Origin of the sequence: Micromonospora phaseoli (genome assembly GCF_900109115.1) — a bacterium.
GTDB classification, from domain to species: domain Bacteria; phylum Actinomycetota; class Actinomycetes; order Mycobacteriales; family Micromonosporaceae; genus Micromonospora; species Micromonospora phaseoli.
Map to the genome: position 1 here is coordinate 896,001 of NZ_FNYV01000001.1, position 26,395 is coordinate 922,395.

General features: G+C 72.7%; 24 protein-coding genes. 19 read left to right on the forward strand and 5 right to left on the reverse strand.

Translation table 11 applies throughout. The features are described 5' to 3' along the window. The first annotated feature begins 1,830 nt into the window (after nucleotides 1–1,830). From BMY89_RS04145 to mltG, 6 genes are all read left to right on the forward strand, one after another. Nucleotides 1,831–2,490, forward strand: a complete 660-nt coding sequence (locus BMY89_RS04145; protein ID WP_092375583.1) for a hypothetical protein — start codon at nucleotides 1,831–1,833, stop codon at nucleotides 2,488–2,490. Nucleotides 2,491–2,612: 122 nt separating this feature from the next. Next, the gene (locus tag BMY89_RS04150; RefSeq protein ID WP_372433325.1) at nucleotides 2,613–3,089 is read left to right on the forward strand and encodes a DUF948 domain-containing protein; all 477 of its coding nucleotides are present in this window, start codon (nucleotides 2,613–2,615) and stop codon (nucleotides 3,087–3,089) included. Between the two features lie 26 nt (nucleotides 3,090–3,115). After that, a complete protein-coding gene (locus BMY89_RS04155; protein ID WP_092374913.1) occupies nucleotides 3,116–3,421 on the forward strand; it encodes a hypothetical protein in 306 nt (101 codons plus the stop codon). Beyond that, complete coding sequence (gene alaS, locus BMY89_RS04160) at nucleotides 3,418–6,096, forward strand: alanine--tRNA ligase (protein ID WP_092374915.1); 2,679 nt, start codon at nucleotides 3,418–3,420, stop codon at nucleotides 6,094–6,096. Before BMY89_RS04155 ends, alaS begins: the two co-directional genes overlap by 4 nt. Nucleotides 6,097–6,249: 153 nt before the next feature. Further along, nucleotides 6,250–6,711, forward strand: coding sequence for a Holliday junction resolvase RuvX (ruvX, locus tag BMY89_RS04165; protein WP_092374917.1), 462 nt, complete (start codon nucleotides 6,250–6,252; stop codon nucleotides 6,709–6,711). Further along, nucleotides 6,708–7,901 (forward strand): endolytic transglycosylase MltG, encoded by a 1,194-nt coding sequence (gene mltG, locus BMY89_RS04170; protein WP_092374919.1) that lies wholly within the window; start codon nucleotides 6,708–6,710, stop codon nucleotides 7,899–7,901. The genes ruvX and mltG overlap by 4 nt, the downstream gene beginning before the upstream one ends. A gap of 27 nt (nucleotides 7,902–7,928) precedes the next feature. Here mltG and BMY89_RS04175 read toward each other — a convergent pair whose 3' ends face one another. Then, complete coding sequence (locus tag BMY89_RS04175; protein ID WP_092374921.1) at nucleotides 7,929–9,194, reverse strand: endo-1,4-beta-xylanase; 1,266 nt, start codon at nucleotides 9,192–9,194, stop codon at nucleotides 7,929–7,931. Between the two features lie 192 nt (nucleotides 9,195–9,386). On the opposite strand from BMY89_RS04175, the gene BMY89_RS04180 reads away from it, so the two are divergent. Continuing rightward, nucleotides 9,387–10,247 carry a shikimate dehydrogenase gene (locus BMY89_RS04180; RefSeq protein WP_092374923.1) on the forward strand — a complete coding sequence of 287 codons (861 nt, stop codon included), beginning with the start codon at nucleotides 9,387–9,389 and terminating at the stop codon, nucleotides 10,245–10,247. A 120-nt stretch (nucleotides 10,248–10,367) separates the two neighbouring features. Here BMY89_RS04180 and BMY89_RS04185 read toward each other — a convergent pair whose 3' ends face one another. Then, nucleotides 10,368–11,120: a maleylpyruvate isomerase family mycothiol-dependent enzyme gene (locus BMY89_RS04185; protein WP_092374925.1), complete on the reverse strand. Its 753-nt coding sequence runs from the start codon at nucleotides 11,118–11,120 to the stop codon at nucleotides 10,368–10,370. Next, nucleotides 11,120–11,680, reverse strand: a complete 561-nt coding sequence (locus BMY89_RS04190) for a TetR/AcrR family transcriptional regulator (protein WP_198413953.1) — start codon at nucleotides 11,678–11,680, stop codon at nucleotides 11,120–11,122. The genes BMY89_RS04185 and BMY89_RS04190 overlap by 1 nt, the downstream gene beginning before the upstream one ends. A gap of 332 nt (nucleotides 11,681–12,012) precedes the next feature. Here BMY89_RS04190 and BMY89_RS04195 point away from each other — a divergent pair, with 332 nt between their 5' ends. The 12 genes from BMY89_RS04195 (at nucleotide 12,013) to BMY89_RS04250 (ending at nucleotide 24,969) form a co-directional block, all read left to right on the forward strand. After that, entirely contained in the window at nucleotides 12,013–13,995 is a 1,983-nt protein-coding gene (locus BMY89_RS04195) for a hypothetical protein (protein WP_092375586.1), read from the forward strand. 29 nt (nucleotides 13,996–14,024) lie between these two features. After that, on the forward strand, nucleotides 14,025–14,567 hold the full coding sequence (locus tag BMY89_RS04200) for an acyltransferase (protein ID WP_092375589.1): 543 nt from the start codon (nucleotides 14,025–14,027) through the stop codon (nucleotides 14,565–14,567). Next, nucleotides 14,560–16,152: a P-loop NTPase family protein gene (locus BMY89_RS04205; protein ID WP_092374929.1), complete on the forward strand. Its 1,593-nt coding sequence runs from the start codon at nucleotides 14,560–14,562 to the stop codon at nucleotides 16,150–16,152. Before BMY89_RS04200 ends, BMY89_RS04205 begins: the two co-directional genes overlap by 8 nt. A 96-nt stretch (nucleotides 16,153–16,248) precedes the next feature. Beyond that, the gene (locus tag BMY89_RS04210) at nucleotides 16,249–17,487 is read left to right on the forward strand and encodes an O-antigen ligase family protein (protein WP_092374931.1); all 1,239 of its coding nucleotides are present in this window, start codon (nucleotides 16,249–16,251) and stop codon (nucleotides 17,485–17,487) included. Then, nucleotides 17,484–19,034 carry a lipopolysaccharide biosynthesis protein gene (locus tag BMY89_RS04215; RefSeq protein ID WP_092374933.1) on the forward strand — a complete coding sequence of 517 codons (1,551 nt, stop codon included), beginning with the start codon at nucleotides 17,484–17,486 and terminating at the stop codon, nucleotides 19,032–19,034. The genes BMY89_RS04210 and BMY89_RS04215 overlap by 4 nt, the downstream gene beginning before the upstream one ends. A 7-nt stretch (nucleotides 19,035–19,041) precedes the next feature. Further along, nucleotides 19,042–19,944, forward strand: coding sequence for a sulfotransferase domain-containing protein (locus tag BMY89_RS04220; protein ID WP_092374936.1), 903 nt, complete (start codon nucleotides 19,042–19,044; stop codon nucleotides 19,942–19,944). Nucleotides 19,945–19,955: 11 nt separating this feature from the next. Beyond that, on the forward strand, nucleotides 19,956–21,212 hold the full coding sequence (locus tag BMY89_RS04225; RefSeq protein ID WP_092375592.1) for a hypothetical protein: 1,257 nt from the start codon (nucleotides 19,956–19,958) through the stop codon (nucleotides 21,210–21,212). After that, entirely contained in the window at nucleotides 21,209–21,688 is a 480-nt protein-coding gene (locus BMY89_RS04230; protein WP_092374938.1) for a glycosyltransferase family protein, read from the forward strand. The genes BMY89_RS04225 and BMY89_RS04230 overlap by 4 nt, the downstream gene beginning before the upstream one ends. Continuing rightward, entirely contained in the window at nucleotides 21,685–22,275 is a 591-nt protein-coding gene (locus BMY89_RS04235; protein WP_092374940.1) for a glycosyltransferase, read from the forward strand. The genes BMY89_RS04230 and BMY89_RS04235 overlap by 4 nt, the downstream gene beginning before the upstream one ends. Further along, nucleotides 22,272–23,192, forward strand: coding sequence for a glycosyltransferase family 2 protein (locus BMY89_RS04240; protein WP_092375595.1), 921 nt, complete (start codon nucleotides 22,272–22,274; stop codon nucleotides 23,190–23,192). The genes BMY89_RS04235 and BMY89_RS04240 overlap by 4 nt, the downstream gene beginning before the upstream one ends. A gap of 86 nt (nucleotides 23,193–23,278) precedes the next feature. Continuing rightward, a complete protein-coding gene (gene aroC / locus BMY89_RS04245; RefSeq protein WP_092374942.1) occupies nucleotides 23,279–24,457 on the forward strand; it encodes a chorismate synthase in 1,179 nt (392 codons plus the stop codon). Continuing rightward, complete coding sequence (locus BMY89_RS04250) at nucleotides 24,454–24,969, forward strand: shikimate kinase (protein WP_092374944.1); 516 nt, start codon at nucleotides 24,454–24,456, stop codon at nucleotides 24,967–24,969. Before aroC ends, BMY89_RS04250 begins: the two co-directional genes overlap by 4 nt. A 14-nt stretch (nucleotides 24,970–24,983) precedes the next feature. Here BMY89_RS04250 and BMY89_RS04255 read toward each other — a convergent pair whose 3' ends face one another. Continuing rightward, nucleotides 24,984–25,826: a cytochrome c oxidase assembly protein gene (locus BMY89_RS04255; RefSeq protein WP_232521040.1), complete on the reverse strand. Its 843-nt coding sequence runs from the start codon at nucleotides 25,824–25,826 to the stop codon at nucleotides 24,984–24,986. Continuing rightward, complete coding sequence (locus BMY89_RS04260) at nucleotides 25,823–26,371, reverse strand: DUF2243 domain-containing protein (RefSeq protein WP_092374946.1); 549 nt, start codon at nucleotides 26,369–26,371, stop codon at nucleotides 25,823–25,825. Before BMY89_RS04260 ends, BMY89_RS04255 begins: the two co-directional genes overlap by 4 nt. Between the last annotated feature and the right edge of the window lie 24 nt (nucleotides 26,372–26,395).

The window sequence follows — 26,395 nt, forward strand, 5'->3', positions numbered from 1 at the left end:
GCACCGCCCGGCCCTCGGCCGGTGCCGACTGCCGGTCCGACTTCCGGTGCGCCGGCCGGTCCGATGCCTGGTGCCCCCGTCGGCCCGGTGTCGGGTCCGCCCGGGCAGCGCCGAATGCCTGGCGGCCGGCCCAACGGCGCACCCGCTGGTCCCCGCCGGGGACCCCGGGCGGCCGAACCGACCCAGGGCCCGGTTCCGCCGGATGTGACCGCTGGGCGGCTCCCGCCGGACCGCGGCGATGCGGCGCGAAATCCGGACGGCCGTGCCGGACGCTTCGCCGGGCCGGTCGGTCCCCGTCCGGCCGATTCCGCTGCCGGCCCGCCGGCCGCCGGTCCGCCGGGCACCACCCCGGCCGCCGGCGGGCCGGTCGGTGCGCCGGCCGGTGGCCGGCGGGTAGGTCGCCGGCGTGCCGTCGAGACCGAGGAAGGCCCCCCGGTGGTGCCGCTGTCCGGCAACGCGCCCCAGGTCCCCGGCGTGCCGTCCGGCAACCCGGTCGCGCCGGTTCGCGGCGGGAACGACCCTCGGGGACGCCGGGCCGTCGAGGACGACGCGGCCGCTGCGGCTCGTGGCCGTCGCGCGACACCCGAGGCGGAGCGGCCGCCGGCCGACCGCCGCCCGGCTGGCGGACCGGACACGCCGGTGCGGGCCCACCGCCCGGCCGGTCTGGAGGACGCGCCAGCCCGGGGCCGACGAGCGGCCGACGAGGAGGAGCCTTCCGGACGGCACGGCGCCACGAGCGGCACCAGCGTCGAACCGCCGCCGGCCGCACGGCCCGGCGACGGCCGGACTGGTCGCCCTGAGCGACCCGCCGACTGGCTGCGGCAGGCCGGCCGTGCCCACCACACCGATCCGGCGCTGCCGACCATCAACAAGCGACCCGCCACGCCGTCCGGTGCCCCCATGGTGGGACGCGTGGGTGGCACACCGGCCGGTGGCTCGCCGACGGTCGGTGACCGCCGCGGCGGGGACGGCGGTGCCGGCCGGCCAGGGCCGACGGACACCCCGACGCGCCCGCCCGCCGACGGGCGCCGTGGCGCGGAGGTCGGGCCGGAGCGTCCAGGCGCTGGAGCGCCGCGCCGCCCCGACGGTCCGCCGCCGGGAGGTGGGCGCCCGACCCACGCGGCCAACCCACCCGGCGGGAGTGCGAACGAACCGCCGGCCCCCCGGGCCGGCTCCGAACCACCGAGTGGCGCCACTCGGCCGCCGGTTCGCCCGGACGGTGCACCACCGGGGCCACCGCGCGGGGCTGCTGTGGGCGGGACGACGCCGCCCGCATCGAGGGGAGCGGCTCGTCCGGATGGCGTACCCATCGGCCCACCGCGCGGTGCCGCCCGGCCTGACGGCGTACCCATCGGCCCACCGCGCGGTGCCGCCCGGCCTGACGGCGTACCCATCGGTCCAGCGCGCGGTGCGACGCGGCCTGACGGGGTGACCGGCGGCCCGGGCCGTCCCGGCGGCCCGCCGCCGGGCCCGGCTCGCGGTGCCGCCCGGCCCGACGCCGGCCCGGCCGGTGGTCCCGCCCCGGGCGACCGCCCCCGCACCGCCGAGGAACGTCCCGACCTTCCCGGACCTCCGGCTGCGGCTCGCGCCACCGTGACCCCGGCTCGTCCCGACGACCGGCCGGCCGGCCGGGCCACCCCACCCCACCGCAACCCGGTCCGCCTGGAGCCGTCGGCCGTCGCGCCGGTGAGTACCGGCGAGGGACCGACGGTGGCCCGGGCCGCGGCTGCCGTCGCGCCGGTCGACCCGGCCGGACCTCGATCGGGTGCGGAGCCGGCGGACCGGCGTCCCAGCGAGCCGGAGATCACCGATCCCGACCGGCCCGAGGACCTGTCCGACGGTCGCGGCGAGCCGCGTCGCCAGGCGCACGGGCCCACCCGGCTTCGGGTGGCCATCCTGGTGCTGGTCAGCGTGTTCCTGCTCGGCGGCGTGCCGGCGTACTTCGGCATCCAGACACAGAATCGGGATCCGGCCTTCACCTCGCTCGACGAACTGGACGTGCCGGTCTGGGCGGCGGCGAATCCGGTCGACGACGTCAGCGGTAGCCAGTGGTGTCTGCTCGACTGCCGGTTGCGCGAGCGCACCACCAACTCGGAGCGATCGCCGCAGGAGACGGCTCAGGCGTACGAGGCCGCACTGGCCCAGGACGGTTGGCAGCCGTGGACCCCGAACTACTGCCCCGAGCAGCAGGAGAAGGGCAGCTACACCTGCTGGCGGCGGGACGAGTTGACCCTCGACCTCTGGGTACGGGAACGGACCTGCGTACCGCCGCCGGTGGACGGCGAGCCGGCGGTGGTGCCGTCGCCCGACCCGTCCACCGCAGCGCAGGAGTGCCCCGGATCGTTGGTGTCGGTGAAGGTACGCAACGCGATCGACGACGAGCGGACCCGGCCTCAGCCGAGCACCGATCCGTCCCTGACCGGTGAGGATCCCTTCCCGACACTGTCCGAGGACCCGTTGGGCGAGTTGACGCCGTCACCACCGTCCTGAGCCGAACGTCGTCACGGACGGTAGGGTCTGCTTCTGGTAGCCGCCGTCTCTGGCGGGTGGCCCAGGTGTTGACGTGGTGAGACGGTCGTGCGTCTTGGGGATCTTGCGCCCCGAGGCACTGTATGAGGAGGACAGGCGTGGGTTTTTTGGAGGTCGCGGCGTTGATCGCGGCGATCGCGTTCGCGATGCTGGTGCTGATCCTGACGCTGCCTATCCTTCGGCTGCGGCACACCGTGGACGCCACCACCCGGATGATCAACGACCTCAACGACCGGACCGCGCCGCTGCTCGGCGACGTCAACACGACGGTTCGTAACGTCAACGTGACGCTGGAGCAGGTGCAGACCTCGCTCGACGGGGTGAACCTCCAACTGGCCAAGGTCGACACCATGACCAGCCACGCGCAGAACATCAGCGCCAACGTCGCCAACCTGGTCACCGTCGTCTCCGCCGCCGCGGCCAACCCGTTGGTCAAGGTGGCCGCGTTCGGCTACGGGGTGCGCAAGGCCGCCAGCGCCCGCCGGCATGCCGAGACCGAGCGCGAGGTCCGCGACACCATCAAGTCCCAGCGGCGCGCCGCCCGGCGCGGGAACCGCTGACCCGGCCAGCACGCGGAGGTACGAGCATGAGGCGCCTGTTCTGGCTGGGCATCGGCCTGGCCGTCGGTGTGGTGGTGGTCCGTAAGGCGACCCGCGCCGCGCACGCCTACACCCCGGCCGGTATCGCCGACAACCTGTCACAATCCGCTGGCGGCCTGGTCGAGGAGTTGCGTAGCTTCGTGGCGGACGTGCGCTTCGGGATGGCCGAGCGGGAGCAGGAGATCCACGAGGCGTTCGCCCAGGGTGAGGCGTTCGACGACCAGTTCGCCGAGCTGCGGGAGGACCCGCGCATCGGTGACAGAGAGATCTTTCCGGAGGACCACCAGCGATGAAGACGGCGGAGATCAAGCGGCGGTTCCTCGCCCATTTCGAGGCGAACGGGCACACGGTGGTGCCGTCCGCTCCGCTGCCCGCCATCAGTGATCCGAATCTGTTGTTCGTCAACGCCGGCATGGTGCAGTTCGTTCCGTACTTCCTCGGTCAGCAGGCGCCGCCGTTCGCGCGGGCGGTCAGTGTGCAGAAGTGCATCCGGACGCCGGACATCGACGAGGTCGGTAAGACCAGCCGGCACGGCACGTTCTTCCAGATGAACGGGAACTTCTCGTTCGGCGAGTACTTCAAGGACGGGGCGATCCCGTTCGCGTGGGACCTGGCCACCAGGTCGGTCGAGGCGGGTGGCTTCGGGCTGGATCCGGAGCGGATCTGGGCGACGGTCTACCTGGACGACGACGAGGCGTACGGGATCTGGCGGCGTACCGGGGTGCCGGAGGCGCGGATCGTGCGTCGGGGTAAGAAGGACAACTTCTGGTCGATGGGCATCCCGGGTCCGGCGGGCCCGTGTTCGGAGTTGTACTACGACCGGGGCCCGGAATACGGCGCGGAGGGCGGCCCGGAGGTCGACGAGGACCGGTACCTGGAGTTCTGGAATCTGGTCTTCATGCAGTACGAGATCGCGGATGTGACCAGCAAGGAACACTTCCGGATCGTCGGTGAGCTGCCGAGGAAGAACATCGACACCGGCATGGGGCTGGAGCGGATGGCTTCGATCCTGCAGGGCGTGGACAACCTGTACGAGATCGACGAGGTCCGGCCGATCCTGGAGCGGGCGGCGGAGCTGACCGGCAAGCGGTACGGGGCGCACTCGGGTCACGCGGCCAACCAGTCGCACCCGGACGACGTGCGGCTGCGGGTGATCGCGGATCATGTCCGGACCGCGTTGATGCTGATCGGCGACGGGGTGGCCCCCGGCAACGAGGGCCGTGGCTACGTGCTGCGGCGGATCATGCGTCGGGCGATCCGCTCGGTGCGGCTGCTCGGCTGGCAGGAGCGGGCGCTGCCGGAGTTGCTGCCGGTGGCGCGGGACTGCATGGCCCCGTCGTATCCGGAGCTGGCGGCCGACTTCGACCGGATCTCCGCGTACGCGTACGCGGAGGAGGACGCGTTCCTGGCCACGCTGCGGGCGGGTACCACGATCCTGGACACCGCGATCACGCAGACCCGCAGCGCCGGTGGGCAGGCGTTGTCGGGGGAGAAGGCGTTCCAGCTGCACGACACGTACGGCTTCCCGATCGACCTGACCCTGGAGATCGCGGCCGAGCAGGGCCTCGACGTGGACCAGGACGGCTTCCGCCGGTTGATGGCCGACCAGCGATCCCGGGCCAAGGCCGACGCGCAGGCCCGCAAGACCGGCCATACCGACCTGTCGGCGTACCGGTCGGTGCTCGACGCGGGCGGGCCGGTGACCTTCACCGGCTACACCGAGGTGGCCCGCGAGTCGACGGTCCGCGCGGTGCTCGGCACCGACGGTCCGCGGTCGGCGGCGGTCGAGGGCGACCTGGTCGAGTTGGTCCTCGACACCACCCCGTTCTACGCCGAAGGCGGTGGCCAGCAGCCCGACCTCGGCATGATCACGGTGGGCGGCGGCCAGGTCGAGGTCCTCGACGTGCAGCAGCCGGTGCCGGGCCTGATCGTGCACCGGGCCCGGGTGCTCCGGGGTGAGGTTCGCGCGGGAGAGACCGGGTACGCCGAGATCGACGCCAGCCGCCGACGGGCCATCTCCCGGTCGCACACCGCCACCCACCTGGTGCACCAGACCATGCGCAACTTCCTCGGCGAATCCGCCACCCAGGCCGGTTCGCTGAACGCCCCCGGCCGGCTCCGGTTCGACTTCAACACCGCCACCGGGGTGGCGCCGAGCGTGCTGCGCGACGTGGAGCAGCAGGTCAACGAGGTGCTGCTGGCCGACCTGGAGGTGCACGCCTTCATCACCTCACTGGACGAGGCGCGCCGCATCGGCGCCATGGCGCTGTTCGGCGAGAAGTACGGCGACCAGGTCCGGGTGGTCGAGGTCGGGGACTACGCCCGCGAGCTGTGCGGCGGTACCCACGTGGCCCGCTCCGGCCAGCTCGGCCTTGTCAAGATCCTCTCCGAGTCCTCCATCGGCTCCGGCGTACGACGGGTCGAGGCGCTGGTGGGCATGGACGCGTTCAACTTCCTGGCCCGCGAGCACCTGCTGGTGTCCCGGCTCGCCGAGCTGTACCGCGTCCCTTCCGAGCAGGTCGCCGACCGGGTCGAGCAGACGGTCACCCAGTTGCGCGACGCGGAGAAGGAGCTGGAGAAGCTGCGCGCCCAGCTCGTGCTCGGTGGCGCGGCGGCCTTCGCCGCCCAGGCCAAGGACGTGCGCGGGGTCGCCTACGTCGGCATCGAGGCGCCCGAGGGCGCGGCCGGCAACGACGTGCGCACCCTGGCCCAGGAGATCCGGGGCCGGATCGATTCGTCCCGGCCGGGCGTGGTCGCGGTGGCCGCCCGCGCCAACGGCAAGGCGTCCCTGGTGGTGGCGGTGAACACCGCTGCCCGCAGCCGGGGCCTCGCCGCGAACGATCTGGTCAAGGCGGCGTTCTCCGGGCGCGGCGGAGGCAGTCCCGATCTGGCACAGGGTGGTGGACTGCCCGAGTCGGAGCTGCCGAAGCTTCTGCTCACGGTCGAGAAGGCGATCGCCGAGGCGTGAGCGAGCGGAGCGAGCGAACCAATCGGCACAGCAGCCCGGCGCCTCGCGTCGCCAGGGAGCGGAGCGGGACGGCGGCGTGAGTTACCAGCTGGGCGGGTCAGGGCGGGCCGGGTCGGTCCGCCCTGACGCGTTTGTCACGGAAGGTGACGCGACGTGACCGAGATGCTCCGGGGTGTGCGGTTGGGCGTCGACGTCGGTCAGGTGCGGATCGGGGTGTCCCGGTCCGATCCGCACGGGGTCCTCGCCACCCCGCTGGTTACCCTCGCCAGGGAACAGAAGCCCAGGTCAGACGCGGTTCCGTCGGACCTGACGGAGCTCGCCGCGCTGGTCGCCGAGCACGAGGCGGTCGAGGTGGTGGTGGGCCTCCCGATCAACCTTGCCGGCAAACACGGCCCCGCAGCGGAGCACACGAAGGCGTACGCTCAACAACTGGCCGATGTGATAGCGCCTGTTCCGGTGACGCTCACCGACGAGAGGATGTCCACGGTCGTGGCGAGCCGTAGGCTTGCCGAGCGCGGTGTCCGGGGGAAGAGACAACGGGCGGTGGTCGACCAGGCCGCCGCGGTGGAGATTCTGCAGAGCTGGCTGGATGCGCAGCGGAGGCGGACGCAATGATGAACGAACTGGACCTCGGGTTCGACGAGCAGGACCGGGGGGACAAGGGCAAGCACCGCCGGGGCCGCCTCAAGGGCGGCCGTTCCGGTGGGCGGGGCAAGACGGTGCTTGCCCTGCTGCTGGCGGTGGTGCTGCTCGGCAGCATCGGTGGCGGTGCCTTCTACGGCTTCGACCGCATTCAGAACTACTTCATCACACCGGACTTCGACGGCGCGGGCACCGAGGACGTGACGGTGCAGATCCCGCAGGGCGCGTTCCTGGCCGACATGGCCGTGGTGCTGCGCGACGCCGGCGTGATCAAGAGCACCAAGGCGTTCCTGGAGGCGGCGGAGGACAACTCCCGCAGCCGTAACATCCAGCCCGGCACGTACAAGCTGCGCAAGGAGATGAGCGGCGAGAACGCTCTCAACGCGATGCTCGACCCGCAGAGCCGGATCGTCAACGGGGTGACCATCCCCGAGGGGCGCACCGCCAAGGGCGTCTACAAGCTGCTCAGCGAACATACCGATATCCCGGTCAAGGAGTTCGAGGCCGCCGCGAAGGACCCGGAGAAGCTCGGCGTACCGGACTGGTGGTTCACCCGGGAGGACGGCAAGAAGGTCAAGAAGTCGATCGAGGGCTTCCTCTACCCGGACACCTACGAGATCCCGCCGGACGCCACCGCCGAGGCCATCCTCGGGCAGATGGTCGACCACTTCCTCACTGTCACCGGGGAGCTGGAGTTCGCCGACCGGGTGCAGAAGGAGCGCGGCGGGATCAGCCCGTACGAGGCGTTGATCGTCGCGTCGCTCGCCCAGGCCGAGGCCGGCACCAAGAAGGATCTCGGCAAGGTCGCCCGGGTCGCCTACAACCGGGTCTACTCGCAGACCTTCGACTGCGGTTGCCTCGAGATGGACGTCACGGTCAACTACTACTTCGAGATGACCGGCCAGGAGGGGAAGACCTCCGGCCAGATGACGCCGGAAGATCTCGACAACCCGAAGAACCCGTACAACCGCAAGCTGCGGGGCATGATCCCCACCCCGATCAACAATCCGGGCAAGGACGCGCTGGAAGGTGCGATGGATCCGCCGACCGGGGACTGGCTCTTCTTCGTGGCGATCGACAAGGAGGGCAACTCCGCCTTCACCAAGGATTACAACCAGCACCTGAGCAACATCGAGAAGGCCAAGGAGGCCGGCGTCCTGTGACGTCCGGCCGGTCGATCGGCGGTCGGGTCATCGGAGGTCGATCGTTGCCGTCGTGCTGGTGGAGTCGAGGGTGAACCGCCCTGTGCGGTCGCCGGCGGACACCGTGTAGTCGCCGAGGAATCCCTCGACGCGGAGGCTGCCGTCGGTGTCGGTTCGCATGACGGTCGGCGGCAGCCACCACTCGCCCTTGACGAGTGCTTCGAGGGCGTCGTACGACGGCTTGCGGCTGCCGTCGGCGCGGATCAGGCCGGCGGGGGCACCGAGCCACGCGCCGTGGTCGGTGATACCCCAGTAGTTGATGGACTGGACCGCCGGGTGCGCGAGCAGGGAGCGGTAGTGCCGCACCAGGTCGTCAGCCTGCCGGGCCTCGCCGTCGACGGTCGTCGGCCACTGCGGGATCTGGTAGTCGTTGAGATCCTCGATCTCGGGTGGCATCAGGTGGCCGGAGACCAGCGTGGTCTCGGTCAGGTGTAGCGGCAGGCCGTAGCGCGCGAACCGGTCGAGGGTGTGCCGCATGTACTCCTCGCCCCGGTAACCCTGGTGCATGTGGGTCTGCAACCCGATCGCGTCGATGCGGACGCCGGCCGCGAGCACCCCCTCGATGAGGCACTCGTAGGCCGAGCCGAGGTCGAAGTCGTTGAGCACCAGGGTGGCTGCCGGGTTGGCCGCGCGGGCCTCCTCGAACGCCAGCCGCACCATGTGGATGCGGCCCCGGGCCCGGGCGAGACGGGTGATCGCGTTGTCCCCGTTGTCGAAGACGGGCATGATGACCGCCTCGTTGATCGCGTCCCAGGTGTCGATGAGGCCGGCGAACCCGCCGACCAGGTCGCGGATCCGGGCGCGCAGCAGGCGCTCGACCTCGTCGAGGTCGATCTGGAGCAGCCACGGCGGTTGCACGGTGTGCCACACCAGCGGGTGGCCCTTGACGGCGACGCCACGCTCGGCCAGCCACCGTGCCGTCTCGGTGAGTCGTTCGGTGTCGGGGGCGCCGCGCCGCGGCTCGTAGCGGCCCCAGTAGAAGGGCAGGGTCGCGGTGTTGAACAGGTTCAGCCAGAGATCGCCCAGCCGATCCAGGTCCAGGTGGTTGGTCCCGCCGAAGCTCTCGACCTCCGTGGACCCCTCGGGGCCGGGGCCGCCCACCAGGTCGACGAAGTCGAAGCCGGTGTTTCCGAAGGCGAAGGCGTGCCGCTGCTGCGCGACCGTCACCACCTGGTCGGCGAGTGGTCGTCGATCCGGGCCCCGGACGGTGAGCGTGATCTCTCCCATGCGGTGCCGCAGGCTGCCGTCGGACATGACGCTTCTCCTCTGCCGGACGTTGACCGTGCCGTCCCATGATCGCGCACAGTCGGCAACCGCCGTAACCGGTGCCGCCGCCCCGGGCATCGTCCACCGGGTGGACGCTCGCCGGCCGCGGCCGGACGGCCGCTGGCACGGGGCTGTTGAATGGACGGGTAGTCGTCGGATCCCGCTGGTTGAGGAGCGTCAGTGACCGTGTCGGTGCACAGGGCGGCGGTGCTGGGTAAGCCGATCGCGCACTCGCTCTCCCCGGTGATCCACAACGCCGGTTACGCCGCCGCCGGGCTCACCGGGTGGTCGTACACCCGAATCGAGTGCGCGGCGACGGAGCTGGCCGACCTCGTTGCCGGCCTGGGCCCGGAGTGGGCCGGACTCTCGGTGACCATGCCGGGCAAGGAGGCGGCGCTCGCGGTGGCCGCCGAGGTCTCGCCGGTCGCCGCCGCCGTCGGTGCGGCCAACACGTTGGTACGCCGCCCCGACGGCTCCTGGTACGCCGACAACACCGACGTCACCGGCATGGTCGAGGTGCTGACCGAGGCGGGCGTACGCCCCGGTGCCACGGTGGCCGTGCTGGGTGCGGGCGGCACCGCCCGGGCGGTGCTGGCCGCGGCGGCCCAACTGGACGCGGCCGGGGTGAGCGTGGCGGCCCGCCGCCCGGCGGCGGTCGCCGAGTTGGCGCCGGTCGCGGCGGCGCTCGGAGTGGCCATGACCGCCGCACCATGGCCCGAGGCGCTGCGGTCCGAGGTGTCGCTGCGGTCTGAGGTGTCGCTGCTGGCCGGCGCCGACGTGCTGATCTCCACCGTGCCGAAGGGGGCCGCCGACGAGCTGGCCGGCGCGGTGCGCTGGCGGCCGGGCACGGTGCTCTTCGACGCGATCTACGATCCCTGGCCGACCCCGCTGGCCGCCTCGGCCGCCTCGGCCGGCTGCCGGGTGGTCTCCGGCCTGGACCTGCTGCTGGCCCAGGCGATCGGCCAGTTCGAGCAGTTCACCGGCGTACCCGCGCCACGGTCGGCGATGGCCGCCGCCCTCGCCGCCGCCCGCATCGGGTGACCCCCCGAAAGCCGGCGCAGATCTTGGCGGGCCACGTCCTATCGGGTACGGCGGGACCGGGCCAGGAATCGGGTGAACAGCGCGGCGGGCTCCGGGACGTCGTGCAGGTGGTGCACGGGGTCAGAACGGCACCTGCTGGGTGAGCAGCCCGGTCCCGGCGCCACGGCCGGACAGGATCCGGCAGAACTCGACGGCGTCGAGCGAGATCTCCTCGCCGCCGTCACCGGCGGCGTACCGGCCGCCGGCGGGACCGTCCAGCTGGAGCCGGAACGGTTGGCCGTGCCGGCGAGCCCATTCCGCGGCGACGTCCGCGACGATGCGTCCGTCGTGATCGGCGGTGAGCACCAGTGGCTGCCCGCTCGCCCGGGCGATGTCCACTCGGTGCATCCAGGCGTCGCGGGTGTGGATGACGTCGAAGAGGTAGCCCAGCCGCCAGGTCTCCGTCGTGCCGTCGAACTCCTGCTTCACCGGCAGCCGGCGCAGCGGCGCGGGCAGGCGGTGACGGGATCGGGCACTGCGCGGTGCCATGGTGGCCAGCCGCTCGACCAGTTGCGCCGGCGTGAGATGGGCGCGGTCGGTTACCTGCACCTCGGTCATGCCGTCGATGAGCGGCCGACCGCGGGCAGCCCTGTGTCCGCCGCGCTGCACGTGCACGAACTCCCGGACCGACGAGGTGAGCTCCCACATGCCGAGCACGTGCGCGGCCACGTCGCGGACCGGCCAGGACGGGCAGTCGGTGGGCCGGTCCCAGTCGGCGCGGTCCAGCGCCCGCACACAGTTCACGAAGCGCTGGTTCTCCTCCGCTGCGCGGGTCGCGGCCTCCTGGCGGCGTAGCGGTGGCACCTGGTCGATCACCACGGTCGATGCTGCCATCACGACTGTTTCCCTTCGCTCTGACGCGTCACGTAGGCGTAGTACATCTCCGCGGCGTTGTCGGTGAGCCGTGCCCAGCGGTCACCACCGGGATCGTTGGAGATCTGCTGGTCGGTCAGACCGGTGCCGATCGCGGTGAACAGGTCGAGGTCGGCGGGGTCGGTGACGCCGATCCGGTGCAGCCGGTCCCGCAGGTCGGCCAGGATCTGCACGGCGAGGGCGTACGACTCGGGGGTGGGCTCGAAGCCGGGGATCGTGCGTTGGAACAACAGCTCGTAACGGACCGGATTCTCCGTGCAGAAGCGCATGAAGAACCGCATCCCGATCTTGAGGTCGGACACCGGTTCGCCGGTGAGCGCCAGCTCCTCGGCCTGGGCGAGGTACTCCCGGCAGCCCTGGGCGAACATCGCGTCGTAGATGGCGTGCTTGGAGTCGAAGTACGAGTACAGCGACGGCGCTTGCATGCCGACGGTCCAGGCAACGTCCCGCAACGTGATGTTGGAGAGCCCCTCGACGCTGGCGACCCGCCATGCCGCCTCGATGATCTCGGCGATCACCACCGAACGACGTTCGGATTTCCTATCGATGTTTGCCTTCCCTAACATGATGGGGATGGTCGGCCACGTCGAGCGGCATGTCAAGGGGGCTCATCGCGGGCCGCCTGTTGCCGGTCGTCCCCAGGTGGGCTGAGGGCCGCCCCGACGGTGCAGCCGGGGCCGCTGTCGGCCATCTGACGGCTGCCGCCTTTGTCCGTTTCCGGATTACCCGTCCGGCCAATCGGTGGATGTCGCCCTCCGGGGTGAGGTGGGCACGCTACGTGCATCTTCACCCGTTCTGGAGGCGCAGCGTGCCCAGATTCTCCCTGTTGGGGCGGCCGGCCGGTCGACACCGACTGCGGGTCGGCGTCGGCGCGGTGGTCAGCGTCGCGGCCTTGCTGGCGGTGTCCGTCCCGGCGCCTACGGCCGCGTCGGCCGGGCCCGCCGGGGTGCCTGCAGCCGTGGTGCCGGTACCCGAACCGGCGACGCTGGTGACGGCGAACCCCGCTGACCACACCCCGCACGCCCGCGACGGTGAGGTCCGCGCCTTCGCGCAGGTGGGTGGCAGGGTGTTCGTGGGGGGAAGCTTCACCCAGATCCGCCAGACGGTGAGCGCGCCGTGGGTGAGCCGGCACTACCTGTTCGCGTACGACCGGAGCACCGGTGCGCTCGCCACGGCGTTCCTGCCGGTGCTCGACGGGGCGGTCAATTCCCTCGTCGCCGGGCCGGGCGGGACGCTGATCGTCGGCGGCGCGTTCAAGAACGTCAACGGGGTCCAGCGCCGGAACCTGGTGGCGCTCGATCCGTCCACCGGCATGATCATGGGAAGTTGGGTCGGCCGCTCCGACGGCGGCACGGTCCGTGACCTGGCGCTGCACGGCAACTGGCTCTACGTGGCCGGTGCGTTCAACTGGCTCAACGGCACCGCGCACAGCGGCCTGGGCCGGCTGAACGCGACCACCGGCGCGATCGACCCGACCTTCACCATCGACACCACCGTCGGCCGGCACGGCACCAGCAGGTACGTCTGGACCATCGACGTCTCTCCCGACGGTCGTACGCTCGTCGTCGGCGGCAACTTCCGTTTCGTCAACGGTCTGCCGCGCGAGCAGTTGGCGTTGGTGAACCTGGCCGGCACGCCGAGCGTGCTCGACTGGAGCACCGAGAAGTTCGCGCCGCCGTGCGTCGCGCCGGAATCGTTCGTGCACTACGTGCAGGACGTGCGGTTCGGCGGCGACGGCCGCTGGTTCGTGGTCGGCACGAACGGCGGCCTGGGCTGGCCGGCCGCGTACTGCGACGCCCTGGTCCGCTTCGAGACCGCATCCCGGGGCGCGGGCCAGCTCGCCACCTGGGTCAACTTCACCGGCAACGACACCATCACCTCGGTCGAGGTGGCCGACAACGTCATCTACCTCGGCGGGCACTTCCGCTGGCTGAACAACCCGAACGCCACCGACAAGCCCGGCAACGGCGCGGTCGACCGGCTCGGCATCGGTGCGGTCACCCCGGCGACCGGCATGCCGGTGAACTGGAATCCGCGCCGCAGCGGCGGGTCCGCGCTGCCCACCGGCGCCACCTCCTGGGGCTCGTCGGTGCCGGTGCTCTGGCGCGGCAGCGACGGCCTCTACTTCGGGCACAACTCCGACGGCATGGGCAACGAGTACCACGGGCGGCTCGGCGTGTTCCCGGTCAGTGGCGGGCGCGACATCACGCCGAAGAACCCGCCCACGGCCGGCAGCGGAAACCTGTACCTCGGCGCGGGCGGTGCGCAGCTTGCCAAGGTGCCGTTCAGCGGCACCGCCCTCGGCGTGGCCAGGACCGTCAGTCAGCCGAACTACACCGGTGCCGGTGCGACGTGGCGGGTGGACGACCGGATCTACTGGTCGCGCCTGGTCCCGGGTACCCCGACCGGCAGTCGCATCGACATCTCGCTGTTCGGCGGCTCGACCGTCGGCGCGCCCTGGGAAGCGTCCGGCTACAACGACTGGTTCAAGCCGGCCGTGCTGACCGGGGCGTTCTTTCTGAACGGTCGGCTCTACTACACGCGTAGCGGCGCCAACGGCCTCTACTACCGCTACTTCGAGATCGACGGCAACTATCTGGGCGCCACCGAGTTCGCCCTGCCGACCACAGGTCTCAGCTGGTCGACGGTGCGCGGCATGGCCTGGGTGAAGGGGCGGATCGTGTACGGCGGAACCGACGGCACCCTGCGCAGCGTGCCGTTCGACCCGACGTCCGCGCCGGCGGCGGTGGTCAGGGGTGGCGAGGCGGTCGTGATCGCGACCGGCACGCCGGCGCTGACGTGGTCGCGTCCTTCGATGTTCTTTTCCGTGCACTGACGTTCACCGTTCGTAATGTGGGAGGCTCGTTGACCGCCATCCGGCACGGACTCGCGGTGCGTACCGTCTTCGCGGTCAAGCGTGGCTGGTACCGGCTGCGTTATCCGCGCCTGCGACTGGGTGCGGGTGTGCAGATCCGGGGCCGGCTCCGGCTGCGTCGTGGTGTGCGGGTGAGCATCGGAGACCACACCCGGCTGAACAAGCTGGTCCGCTTCGCCGGCTCCGGCGAGGTGCGGGTCGGCGCGCACTGCCTGCTCAACGCGACCTGGATAGGTGCCTGGACCTCGGTGACCATCGGGGACCGCTGCCTGCTGTCGGACTGCGAACTGTTCGACAACGACTTCCACAACCTCGCACCGGCCCGGCGGCACGACCCGCCGACGGCGGCCAGCCGGGCGCCGATCGCCGTCGAGGACAACGTGTGGATCGGGGCGCACGCGTTGGTCATGAAGGGCGTCCGGATCGGCCGGGACAGCGTGGTGGGTGCCGCGACGGTGGTGCGGACGGACGTGCCGCCCGGGGTCGTGGTCATCGGCAATCCACAACAGATAGCGAAGAAGTTCCATGACTGATGCCGTGCCCAGCGCCTGGAGCGGCGAGCGCACCACCGCGCCGTCCCGCACCGTCACGATCACCGATGTGCTGCGCGTACCACTGCACCGGATCCGGCTGGTCGCGGCGGTGGCCGCGGCCGGGCTGCTCGGTGTGGCCGGCTACCTGTTGCTGGCACCGGCCGCCGTGACGGCGAGCGCGGTGGTCGCGGTCCGGCCGGTGGTCACCGACGCGTTCACGCCCAGCGGTGCCGCCGCCGACCGGGCGGTGAACATGAACGTGGAGAGTGGCATCGCCACCGGCACCGAGGTGGTCGGCAAGCTGGCCGAGACGTTCGGCACTGACCAGCGCGCGGTACGCGAGGCGCTTGAGGTCGAGGTGCCCGCCGGTGGGCAGATCCTGCGCTTCGGCTACCGGTCCGGCAGCGGCGACCAGGCGGTCGAGGGCGCCAACCTGGCCGCGCGAAGCTACCTGGACGTCCGGCGTGCGATGTACGAGAAGCAGCGCGAGGAGATGCTGCGTTCCTACGACGCCAGCATCAGCAAGGTCGTCGAGCAGCAGAGCGCGGTGCAGCGGCGGATCACCAGCGCCCGGGACCAGGCCGCCGCCAACGCCGCCGTCGCCGAACTCGGCGGGATCAACAACCAGCTCACCCAGCTCAACTCCGCGCGGACCGAGATCGCCGCGGTCGACGTGAATCCCGGTTGGGTCACCCGCAACGCCGATCCGGCCCTGACCGCGTCGGCCGGCGACCCGCTGCTGCTGGCCGGTGGGCTGCTCGGCGGCGCCGTGGTCGGGCTGGTGCTCGCCTTCGGCTGGGAATCCGTGGACCGGCGGATCCGCAGCGTGGCCGACGCCGGGGACAGCACCGGCCTGCCGCTGCTGGGCACCGTCCGACGCAAGGGGCTGCGTGGCCGGGCGGTCGACGCCGACATCCGCTACGTCGCGATGGCCGTCGCCGAGCGGGTCCGTCAGCCCGCCCGGGTCGCCGTGGTGACCGCCCGCGAGGACGCCACCGCGATCACCGCCGGGCTCGCGGTCGCCCTCGCCGTGGCCGGACGGGAGGTGTTCGTGGCCGACGACAGTGGCCGTGCCGACCGGCTCCGGGCGATGGTGCTCGCGGACCGGGACCGGTTGCCGGCGGGCATCGACCCGACCCGACCCGCCGTGCCCAAGCCCCGGGCGGCCCCGACGGACACCGACGACGGTCCCACCGAGGTGATCACCCGGCGGCCCTCCCCGCATCCGCGAGGGGCCCGGCCCTCGACCGATCCGGAGGCCACCCTCACCCTGCCCCGGGTCGCCCACACCGTCGGGCACGCCGGCAACGGCCGGGCGACCGGCAACGAGCAGGTGCCGGTGGGTGCGGGCAGCGTGCGGTTCGGCACCTGGCGGCAGGGCGCCGACCACCGCCTCGTGCTGTACAACGCGCCGCCGGCCGAGGCCGACGAGCGGGGGGTGGTGGTGGCCCGGCAGGGCACCGCGGTGGTCGTGGTCGAGCGCGACCGGACCCGCCAGGCGGACCTTCGCCGGCTCGCCGATCGGCTGCGGGCGGCCGGAGTCAACCCGCTGGGTTTCGTGCTCTGCCGCAGCGGGCGGAGCTGAGGCGTGCCGCTCACCCGTGCCCCGGCGACCACCGAGCCACCCCGGCCCGCCCAGCCCACACCGCGAGCCGTACCCTCCCCGCCAGCGCGACTGCCGATGTGGCCGCTGGCCGCGATGTTCGGGCTGGTCCCGCTCTGGTGGCTGGCGGGTGGTTTCTACCTCGGCTGGCCACTGCTGGGTGCCCTGCTGTTCACGCTGCTGGCGACCCGGGGCCGGGTGACGCTGCCGCCCGCCACCAGGATCTGGCTGCTGTTCCTGGCCATCGTGGTGGCCAGCGCCACCCGACTCCAGTCCCCGGTGTCGCTGCTGACCTTCGCGCTGCGGCTGAGCTTCTACCTGACCGCGCTGATCGTCGCGGTCTACGTCTACACGGTCGCCCGGGAACGCCCCGACCAGGCGAGGGTCCTGGTGCCGCTCTGCGCGTTCTGGTTCGGGCTGGTCGCGCTGGGCTGGCTGGGCGTGCTGGTGCCACGCTTCGAGTTGACCACCCCGGTGGAGGTGCTGCTGCCCGGCGGCGTGGCGGACGTGCCGTTCGTCAACGACATGGTCCATCTCGGCACCGCCGAGTACAGCGTCCGGTCACTCAACCCGATCTACCGGCCGGCGGCGCCCTACGCGTACACCAACACCTACGGCAGCGCGTACGCGATGACGCTGCCGTGCGTGGTCGCGTACGCCATGCTCTGCCGTCGTGGCCTGCTGCGGTGGGCGCTGCTGGTGTCGCTGCCGCTGTCGCTGGTGCCGGCGTTCCTCACGCTCAACCGGGCGATGTTCCTCAGCCTCGGTGTCGGCCTGGCCGTGCTCGGGGTGCGGGCGGTGCTGCGCGGCAACACGCGGGTGGCCGCCTCGATCGTCGCAGTACTGGTGCTCGGCGCGATCGTGATGCTGTTCATCCCGATCACCGAGCTGATCGGCAACCGGGTCCGGTCCAGCGACACCAACAGCGATCGGCTGTCGCTCTACGCCGAGGTGCTGCGCCGGGTGGGGGACTCGCCGTGGCTGGGGTACGGCGCACCGCTGGACGTGGACACCGTCTCGGCCGACGCGCCGATCGGCACCCAGGGGCAGCTCTGGTTGGTGCTGTTCAGCCACGGCGTGCCCGCGCTGCTCTGTTTCCTCGCCTGGTTCGTCGCCGCCGCGCTGAACTGCGCCCGGGCCATCTCGGCGGCCGGACAGTGGCTGGCGGTCGTCCCGGTGGTCTGCCTGGTGCAGGCGCCCTTCTACGGGATGGCCAACCAGAACCTCGCGGTCGCCTTCTTCGCGGTCGCCTTCGCGACGGCGCTCACCGAGCGGGAGCGACTCACCCGGCGCCGGGCGGCGGTGCTGCCGGCATGACCACGGCCATTACCCGGGCCACGGTGGACGGTGCTGCCGAGACCCGGCGCAGCGCCCGCAGCGGGCTCGCCGGGCTGCTCGGCGCGGCGGCCAGCGGCCTGTTCGGATTCGTGCTCGTGGTCGTCATCACCCGTGGCTACGGCCCCGCCGGGGCCGGCGCGTTCTTCGCCGCGATCGGCGTGGTGACCGTCGCCGCCGCGGTCTGCACCCTCGGCGCGGAGACGGGGCTGATGTGGGCCCTGCCCCGGCGTCGGGCCGGCGCGACCGGCGACGCCGCCCGGATGCTCCCGGTGGCCATGGTGCCGCCGATGCTGGTCGCCGTGCTGGTCGCCGTGGGCGGGGTGCTGGTCGCCGGGCCGCTCGCCGGTCGGCTCCTGGGACCGGCGGGCGGATCGCTGCTGGTCGTGACCTTCGCGGCGGTGCCCGTGGTGGTCGCGATGAACCTGCTGCTGGCCGTGCTGCGCTGCGTACGCCCGATGCGGGCCTACGTCGCGGTGCAGTTCCTCCTACTGCCGGTGGCCCGACCGTTGCTGGTCGGCGCGGCCGTGCTCGCCGGCGGCGGGCTGCTGGTCGGCCTGACCGGCTGGCTGGTGCCCGCCGCTCTCGCCCTGCTGGTGTGCCTGGTCCTGGTCGCCGGCCCGCTCGGCGTGGGTGCCGGCGCGCGGCTGTGTGCGCCGCGCGGTGACTGGTCCACGTTCTGGCGTTTCGCGCTGCCGCGCGCCGCGTCCGCGGCGATCGACGCCGGCAGCATGTGGATCGGTGTGCTGCTCACCTCGGCGTTGGCCAGCTCCGCCGAGGCCGGTGTCTTCGGAGCGGTCGGTCGCTACGTGCTCGCCGGTCAACTGGCGATGCAGGGGCTGCGGGTGGCGGTCTCCCCGCAGCTGTCCCGGCTGCTCGGCCGGGGGGAGCGGGCGGCGGCCGCGGCGGTGCACCGGCAGTTGACCACCTGGGGAGTGGTGCTCTCGTGGCCGGTGTACCTGCTGCTGGCCGTCTTCGGGCCGGCCTTCCTGGCGCTGTTCGGCGCCGACTTCGCCGACGGCGCCGCCGCGCTGACCGTGCTCGCGCTCGCCATGCTGGTCAACACCGGCGTCGGCAACGTGCAGAGCATGCTGCTGATGGGCGGGCGCAGCGGCCTGCACCTGGCCGGGGCGCTGGCCGGTCTGCTGGTCACCGTCGGCCTCGGACTGGTGCTGATCCCGGCCCACGGCGCGACCGGCGCGGCGGTGGCCTGGGCCGCCGGCATCGTCACCGAGAACCTCACGGCGGCCACCTGCGCTCGGCTGGTGGTCGGTCAGCGGCTGGTCGACGCCCGGATGCTGGTCGCGGCGGCGGCCACCGTGGGCGGGCTCGGCCTGGCCTCGGTGCTCGGTCTGGCGGTGGCCGGCCGGGGCCTGCCGGGACTGGCGCTGGCGCTGGCCGCGTTAAGCGCCATTTGCGTCGGTTTGCTGACTTTATCCGGGGTTCGGGGTGGCATCCGGGCGACCATGTTGCAGGTCCGTGGCAGGTCGCCGGCCGAGGACCCGCCACGGCTGTCGGAGGGCAGGTGAGAACGGCGTGTCGTCCATTCGGGACCGGGTGAAGCAACTGGTGCCGGCCCAGGTGACGAACCGGGTGCGGGTCAGCCTCGTCGACTACGGGATCCGTACCAGCGACCGCCGCCCACTGCCGGACTTCCTGATCATCGGCACCAAGCGAGGCGGGACCACCTCCCTGTGGAACTACCTCATCGCACACCCGCTGGTGCCCCGGCTCTTCCCCGCCTGGAACACGAAGTCCACCCACTACTTCGAGGAGCACTGGAGTCGCGGCGAGGCGTGGTACCGATCGCACTTCCCGACCGTGCGGCAACGGGAGATGCTGGAGAGCCGCCACGGCGGCCCGGTACGCGCCGGCGAAGCGGCCCCGCTGTACATGTTCCATCCCCTGGTCGCCGCGCGGGTCGCCGCGCTGATGCCCGCCGTTCGGCTGATCGTGTTGCTGCGCGATCCGGTGGATCGGGCGTACTCGCACTGGAAGGAGCGGCGGGCCAACGGCGTGGAGCCGTTGGACTTCGTCGCCGCGTTGGCCGCCGAGCCGCAGCGCACGGCGGGCGAGCGGGAACGGCTGATCGCCGAGCCGGATCACTGCAGCCGGCGGTTCGACTGGTATGCCTACCGGGCCCGCGGCCGGTACCTGGAGCAGCTCGAACCGTGGCTGGAACGCTTCGACCGGGGGCAGCTGCTCGTCCTGCCCAGCGAGGAGCTGTACCGCGACGCGCCTGCCGCCTACCGGCGCACCCTGGACTTCCTCGGCCTGCCGGTCGTCGACCCGCCGGACTTCAAGGTCTACAACGGCCGACGGTCGGTGCCGCTGCCGCCGCCGCTGCGCGCCGAGCTGGCCGAGTACTACCGCCCGTACAACGAGGCGCTGCGACAGCGGCTCGGGTTGCCGCTCGACTGGCCGGACCGGCCGACGTGACCGCGCCGGCCATGGCCGCGACCGACCCGCGCCGGCGTGACGACGGGTTGGGCTGGGTCAGCCGGGCGGTCTTCGCCGACGAACGGATCGCGCTGAGCGTGGACGCCGGCCCGCCGGCCGGGCACACCGTGGTGGCCCGCTACGCGGTCGTACCGTCGGTCACCGGGGCGCGGTTCCTGCTGCCGCTGGGCTCGCCCCGGGTCGCCGCGGCGGCGCTGCTGGCGTACAACGGCCTGCGGCCGGCGAAGGTACGGGCGGCGCGGGCCCTGCTCGGTGCGGCGGCCCGGGTCGGCGTGGTCGACCGGGCACCGTTCCCGGTGCTGACCGTGGCCCTGCCCACCCGGCTCGACCCGGCGGCGGTGCTGCTCGCCGACCGGCTCGCCGCCGCCCTCGGCGCGCCGATGTACGCGGCCTGCGGCATCCGCCCGCCGGATCCGAACCACAAGCCCACGCTGCAACTCTTCGATCGCACCGGGACGCCACGCGGGTACGCGAAGATCGGCTGGAACGACGCCACCCGGACGCTGGTCAGCGCCGAGGCGACGGCGCTGCGCGAGTTGTCCGGGCTGGCGGGCCGCGCGGGACATCCCGAGACACCCCGGCTGCTCACCGAGGCCAGCTGGGCCGGCCAGGTGGTCGCGGTGGTCGAGCCACTGCCCTCCCGGGTCCGTGGGATACCGACCGCCGCCGCGCCCGAGGTGCAGGCGTTGCTCGCGGTGGCTCGCCGGGGCCGCCCGCCGGCCCCGCCTCGACCCTTGGCCGGCTCGCCGTTCCTGGCCCGGCTGGCGACTGCGGCACAGCGAGCCGCCGCCGCGGGCCCCACCGGGCGCCGGGCCGTCACGGCGGTCACCGCGCTGGCCCGGCGGCACGGCGAGGTCACTGTCGAGTTCGGGCACTGGCACGGTGACTGGGTGCCGTGGAACCTGGGCCGGCACGGCGGCGAACTGGTGGCCTGGGACTGGGAGCACAGCGGCCCCGACGTACCCGTCGGTTTCGACCTGGCCCACGACGCCTTCCAACGTGCCGTGGTGCTGCGGGGCGAGTCGGCCGGCTCGGCCGCCGACGCGGCCGGGCGGTGGCTGGACCGCTACGGCGACCGGCTGGGACTGGACGCCCGACGTCGCCGCCTGGTGGTCGATGCCTACCTGGTCGAGATGTGGCTGCGGACCTGGCGGCTGGCCGCCGCCGGCGCCGGTTGGAACCCGGCGCTGCATCCCGCGTTGCTGGACCTGCTCGACGAGCGAGCTGGCAGAGATGGCGTCACGTGAGCACCACGACTGAGCCCGGGACACAGCCGGTACTGCTGCTGGTCTGCTCCAGCGGTGGGCACCTGGCCCAACTGCTCGCCCTGCGACCCTGGTACGAGACCTGGCGACGGTGCTGGGTCACCTTCGACACCCCCGAGGCGCGGTCGCTGCTCGCCGGGGAGGAGGTCGTCCCGGCGTACCATCCGACCACCCGCGACCTGCGCAACCTGCTGCGCAACGCGGTGCTGGCCGCCCGGCTGCTGCGCCGGCGGCGGGTCGCCGCGGTGGTCACCACCGGTGCGGGCGTGGCGGTGCCGTTCGTCGTGCTCGCCCGGCTACGGCGTATCCCGACCATCTACATCGAGGTCTACGACCGGATCGACACGCCGACGCTGACCGCCCGGCTGTGCCGCCCGTTCCTGTCCGCGATGCTGGTGCAGTGGGAGGAGCAGCGCCGCCAGTACCCTGAGGCCACCGTCGTGGGGACACTGCTGTGACCCGGCCCCGGCTGCTGGTGGCCGTCGGCACCGACAAACATCCCTTCGACCGGCTGGTCGAGTGGCTGCGGGAGTGGCACGCCGAGGTGGCCGGCGCGGTCGTCCTGACCGTGCAGCACGGGCACACCCGGGTCACCGGACTGCCCGACGCGGTGCCGTTCCTCGGTCACGCCGAGCTGCAGGCCGCGATGGCCGCCGCCGACCTGGTGGTCTGCCACGGTGGCCCGGCCACCATCCTGGAGGCCCGCCGGCACGGGCATCTGCCGATCGTGGTGCCCCGGGATCCGGCCCAGGGCGAACACGTCGACGACCACCAGCTGCTGTTCGCCCGCCGGCTCGGCGCGGCCGGCCTGATCGCGCTCTGCGAGTCCCGGCGGGAACTGCTCGACGCGCTCGCCGCCGGTCTGGCCGACCGCTCGCGCTTCACCGTGCCGGTGGACACCGCCGCGGTCAGCGGGCAGCGCGCCGCGGTGCGGCGGGTGGCGGTGATCGTCGAGGACCTGGTGGCCGCCGCCGCGCAGCGGCCTCACCGAGCCTGGTGGCGGCCGTGGCGTGGGCCCGGCCCCGAGGAGAGGCGGAACCGGTGACCACGTACCCGAGCGTGAGCGCGGTGGTGCCCACCCGGAATCGTCCGGAGCTGCTGCGGGCCGCGGTGCGCGCCATCGTCGGGCAGGACTACCCCGGGCCGGTCGAGGTGGTCGTGGTGTACGACCAGTGCGAACCGGAACCGTCGCTGGCCGGACTCGCCGGCCCCGGCCGGCCGGTAGGGGTGGTCACCAACACCCGTACCCCGGGCCTGGCCGGTGCCCGCAACTCGGGCATCCTGGCCGCCACCGGCGCACTGGTCGCCTTCTGCGACGACGACGACGAGTGGCTGCCCGGCAAGCTGCGGGCCCAGGCCGACGCGCTGGCCGGCGTGCCCGGCGCCGACTTCGTCAGCTGCGGCATCCGGATCAGCTACGCCGGGCGCTCCGTCGAGCGGGTGCTGGCCCGCGACTCGATCAGCCTGACCGACCTGCTGCGGGACCGGATGACCGAGCTGCACCCGTCGACCTTCCTCATCCGGGCCACGGCACTGCGCGACGGGTTCGGACTCGTCGACGAGGAGATCCCGGGCAGCTACGCCGAGGACTACGAGTTCCTGCTCCGGGCCGCCCGCAGCGCGCCGCTGGTCAACCTGCCCACCCCGTACGTGCTGGTGCGCTGGCACCAGCGCTCCTACTTCGCGAAGCGGTGGGACACCATCGCCGTGGCGTTGCGGTGGCTGCTGGACCGCTATCCCGAATTCGACAGCCAGCCGGTGGGACGGGCGCGGGTCACCGGGCAGATCGCCTTCGCCCGGGCCGCTTCGGGCGACCCCCGAGGCGCGCTGCGCTGGGCCGGCCGGACCATCCTCGGCAACCCGCGGGAACCTCGCGCGTATCTGGCCCTGGCGGTGGCCGGGCGGGTGGTCCGGGCCGACACGGTGCTGCGTGCCCTGCACGGGCGGGGCCGAGGCATCTGAGCAGCCGCGCCGTGCGCCGCGTCCGCAGGGCGGGACGCGGTGGGCGGTGCGGGGCTGCGGGCACCGGGCGTGACAGACTGGCCGCTGTGTTGCGCTGGTTGACCGCAGGGGAATCGCACGGACCCGCTCTCGTCGCGTTGCTGGAGGGGGTGCCGGCCGGGATCGAGGTGACCTCCACCGAGATCGCCGGGGAGTTGGCCCGTCGCCGGCTCGGCTACGGCCGGGGTGCCCGAATGGCCTTCGAGCAGGACGAGATCGAGGTCATCGGCGGCCTGCGGCACGGCGTGACGCTGGGCAGCCCGTTCGCGGTCCGGGTCGGCAACTCCGAGTGGCCCAAGTGGCGCACCGTGATGGCCGCCGACCCAGTCGACGCCGACGAACTGGCCAGCCAGGCCCGCAACGCCCCGCTCACCCGCCCTCGGCCCGGCCACGCCGACCTGGCCGGCATGCAGAAGTACGGCCACACCGACGCCCGGCCGATCCTGGAGCGGGCCAGCGCGCGGGAGACCGCCGCCCGGGTGGCCGTCGGCACGGTGGCCAAGGCGCTGCTGCGGCAGGCGCTCGACGTCGAGATCGTCTCGCACGTGGTGGAGTTGGGCCCGGTCGCCGTCAAGCCCGGGCTGCGGCCCCGGCCGGAGGACGCCGAGCGGATCGACGCCGACCCGCTGCGCTGCCTCGACCCCGAGGCCAGCGCCCGGATGGTCGCCGAGGTCGACGCCGCGAAGAAGGCCGCCGACACCCTGGGCGGCGTGGTCGAGGTGCTGGCGTACGGCGTGCCGCCGGGCCTGGGCAGCCATGTGCAGTGGGACCGCAAGCTCGACGCCCGGCTGGCCACCGCGTTGATGTCGATCCAGGCGATCAAGGGTGTGGAGATCGGCGACGGCTGGCAGCAGGCCCGGTCCCGGGGCTCCGAGGCACACGACGAGATCATGCCCACTGCGACCGGCGTACGTCGGATCACCGACCGGGCCGGCGGCCTGGAGGGCGGCATCACCACCGGTGAACCGCTGCGGGTGAAGGCCGCGATGAAGCCGATCTCCTCACTGAACCGCGCCCTGGCCACGGTGGACGTCACCACCGGTGAGCCGGCCACCGCGATCAACCAGCGTTCGGACGTCTGCGCGGTGCCGGCCGCCGCGGTCGTCGCCGAAGCGATGGTCGCGCTGGTGCTGGCCGAGGCGGCGGTGGAGAAGTTCGGCGGTGACTCGGTCGCCGAGATGCGCCGCAACCTGGCCGGCTACCTCGACGCGTTGGTGATCCGGTGACCGGTTCCCCGCGTCCGCTCTGCGTGCTGGTCGGCGCGCCCGGTTCGGGCAAGACCACCGTCGGGCAGGGCCTGGCCGCCGCGCTCGGCGTCGAGTTCCGCGACACCGACGCCGACATCGAACGCCTCGCCGGCAAGCCGATCTCGGAGATCTTCGTCGACGAGGGGGAGGAGCACTTCCGTACCCTCGAACGGGCGGCGCTGGCCGCGGCGCTGGCCTCCTGCTCCGGGGTGCTCGCCCTCGGCGGCGGCGCGGTGCTCGCCGAGGAGAACCGGGCGGCGCTGGTGGGACACCGGGTGGTGCACCTGCACGTCGAGCTGCCCGACGCCGTCAAGCGGGTCGGCCTCGGTGTCGGTCGGCCGCTGCTGACGATCAACCCCCGGGCTACTCTCAAATACCTCATGGACCAGCGCCGGCCGCTGTACGCCGAGGTCGCCACCGCCACGGTGATCACCGACGGCCGCCCGCCGGCGGAGATCGTCGCCGAGATCGTCACCCTGCTCAAGCAGTAAGGAAGGGCCCCTTCTTAACGCCTGAGGTAGAGCAGGGGTCCCCTCTTAACACCTGGCTGCACGCCTGCCGACGACCGCAGGACCGGCGTGGGGCGTTGGCGTGGCTGCGGGCGCCAGGTGGTCAGCAGCGTGAGGGCGAGCAGGATCTCGGCGAGGTCGCCGCCGTAGTACATCACCGTGGCGCCGGCGCGGAGCTGCTCCGGCGGTGCCGGCACGTCGACGAACAGGCCCGCGTACATGAGTTGGGCCAGGGCGGCGTGCGCGACCACGGCTGCCCCCAGCACCACCAGCCGTACCGGGACACGGGGCCGGTGCCCGGTGGGCTCCGGACCGGCGATCGACCAGGTGAACAGCAGCCCGCTGAGCAGGAAATGCAGGTTTACCAGGTCGTGCAGCGCCGGACTGCTGAGGGTGGCCCGGTACAGCGGTGTGAGGTACAGCAACCACAGTCCGCCGGCGGTGAGCAGGAGCCCGGTGATCGGATGGGTCAGCCATCGTGTCGCCGGATGGCGCAGTACGCGTAGCGCCGCCCGGCCGGCCCGGCGGTCGACGGTGCGCAACGCGAGAATGCCCGGCGCGCCGAGCACCAGTCCCAACGGTGCCAGCATGCCGAGCAGCAGGTGCTGCCACATGTGTGCGGTGAACCCGTCCGCAGGCAGCAGCAGGGCCGTGGCGAGCAGGGCGCACCCGACGGCGAAGGCGGCCGTCCGCCAGTGGCTCCAGCCGGCGCCCTCCGGGGCGCGTTGGCGCAGCGCGGCGGCCAGGTAGAGCCAGCCGGCCAGCAGGGGTACCAGCAGCGCCGGGCCGACGGACGCGCCGTGCTCGGGGCCGTGCGCCGAGAACAGGGCGGCGTTCACCCGCGTCGACTCGGTGTCGGCTTCTGCCGGTCGCCGGCGCAGACGTCCACGGCGTCGGCGCGGCGCTGCACGAGCCAGCCTGCGGCGATCAGCACCACGCCCAGGGCAAGGAAGCCGAGGTCCCACCAGAGCTGGTGCGGGCCCTCGCGGACGTGGTGGATGGCCAGGATGTGGTGATCGACGATGCCCTCGACCAGGTTGAACAGACCCCACCCGATCAACGCCCAGCCCCACAGCATCGGCGAACGCCACAGCCGGCCCCGGGACCGGGTCACCCGGGCGTAGAGCATCGCCAGACCGGTCAGCACCGCCACCCAGGTGACCACGTGGAAGAGGCCGTCCCACAACGTGTTCATCTGTAGCCCCGCGACGGTGTCCACCGGGTACTCACGGACGCCGATGTTGTCGTCGCCGGTGTTGCTGAGCAGATGGTGCCACTGGAGCACCTGGTGCAGCAGGATGCCGTCGACGAAGCCGCCGAGACCGACGCCGAGGACGGCGGCCGGCAGTCGGATGTCCGCCCCGTCGATCGTCCGTCCCGTCATGTCGACCCCCTCGCCCGACTGTCA

Bases quoted from the DNA above. Each gene is read 5' to 3' on its own strand.
- BMY89_RS04260 (WP_092374946.1), bottom strand. From the start codon at position 26,371: ATGACGGGACGGACGATCGACGGGGCGGACATCCGACTGCCGGCCGCC.
- BMY89_RS04215 (WP_092374933.1), top strand. From the start codon at position 17,484: ATGACCACGGCCATTACCCGGGCCACGGTGGACGGTGCTGCCGAGACC.
- BMY89_RS04150 (WP_372433325.1), top strand. From the start codon at position 2,613: ATGAGGAGGACAGGCGTGGGTTTTTTGGAGGTCGCGGCGTTGATCGCG.
- mltG (WP_092374919.1), top strand. From the start codon at position 6,708: ATGATGAACGAACTGGACCTCGGGTTCGACGAGCAGGACCGGGGGGAC.
- BMY89_RS04185 (WP_092374925.1), bottom strand. From the start codon at position 11,120: ATGGCAGCATCGACCGTGGTGATCGACCAGGTGCCACCGCTACGCCGC.
- BMY89_RS04225 (WP_092375592.1), top strand. From the start codon at position 19,956: ATGGCCGCGACCGACCCGCGCCGGCGTGACGACGGGTTGGGCTGGGTC.
- BMY89_RS04175 (WP_092374921.1), bottom strand. From the start codon at position 9,194: ATGTCCGACGGCAGCCTGCGGCACCGCATGGGAGAGATCACGCTCACC.
- alaS (WP_092374915.1), top strand. From the start codon at position 3,418: ATGAAGACGGCGGAGATCAAGCGGCGGTTCCTCGCCCATTTCGAGGCG.
- BMY89_RS04210 (WP_092374931.1), top strand. From the start codon at position 16,249: ATGTGGCCGCTGGCCGCGATGTTCGGGCTGGTCCCGCTCTGGTGGCTG.
- BMY89_RS04155 (WP_092374913.1), top strand. From the start codon at position 3,116: ATGAGGCGCCTGTTCTGGCTGGGCATCGGCCTGGCCGTCGGTGTGGTG.
- BMY89_RS04205 (WP_092374929.1), top strand. From the start codon at position 14,560: ATGACTGATGCCGTGCCCAGCGCCTGGAGCGGCGAGCGCACCACCGCG.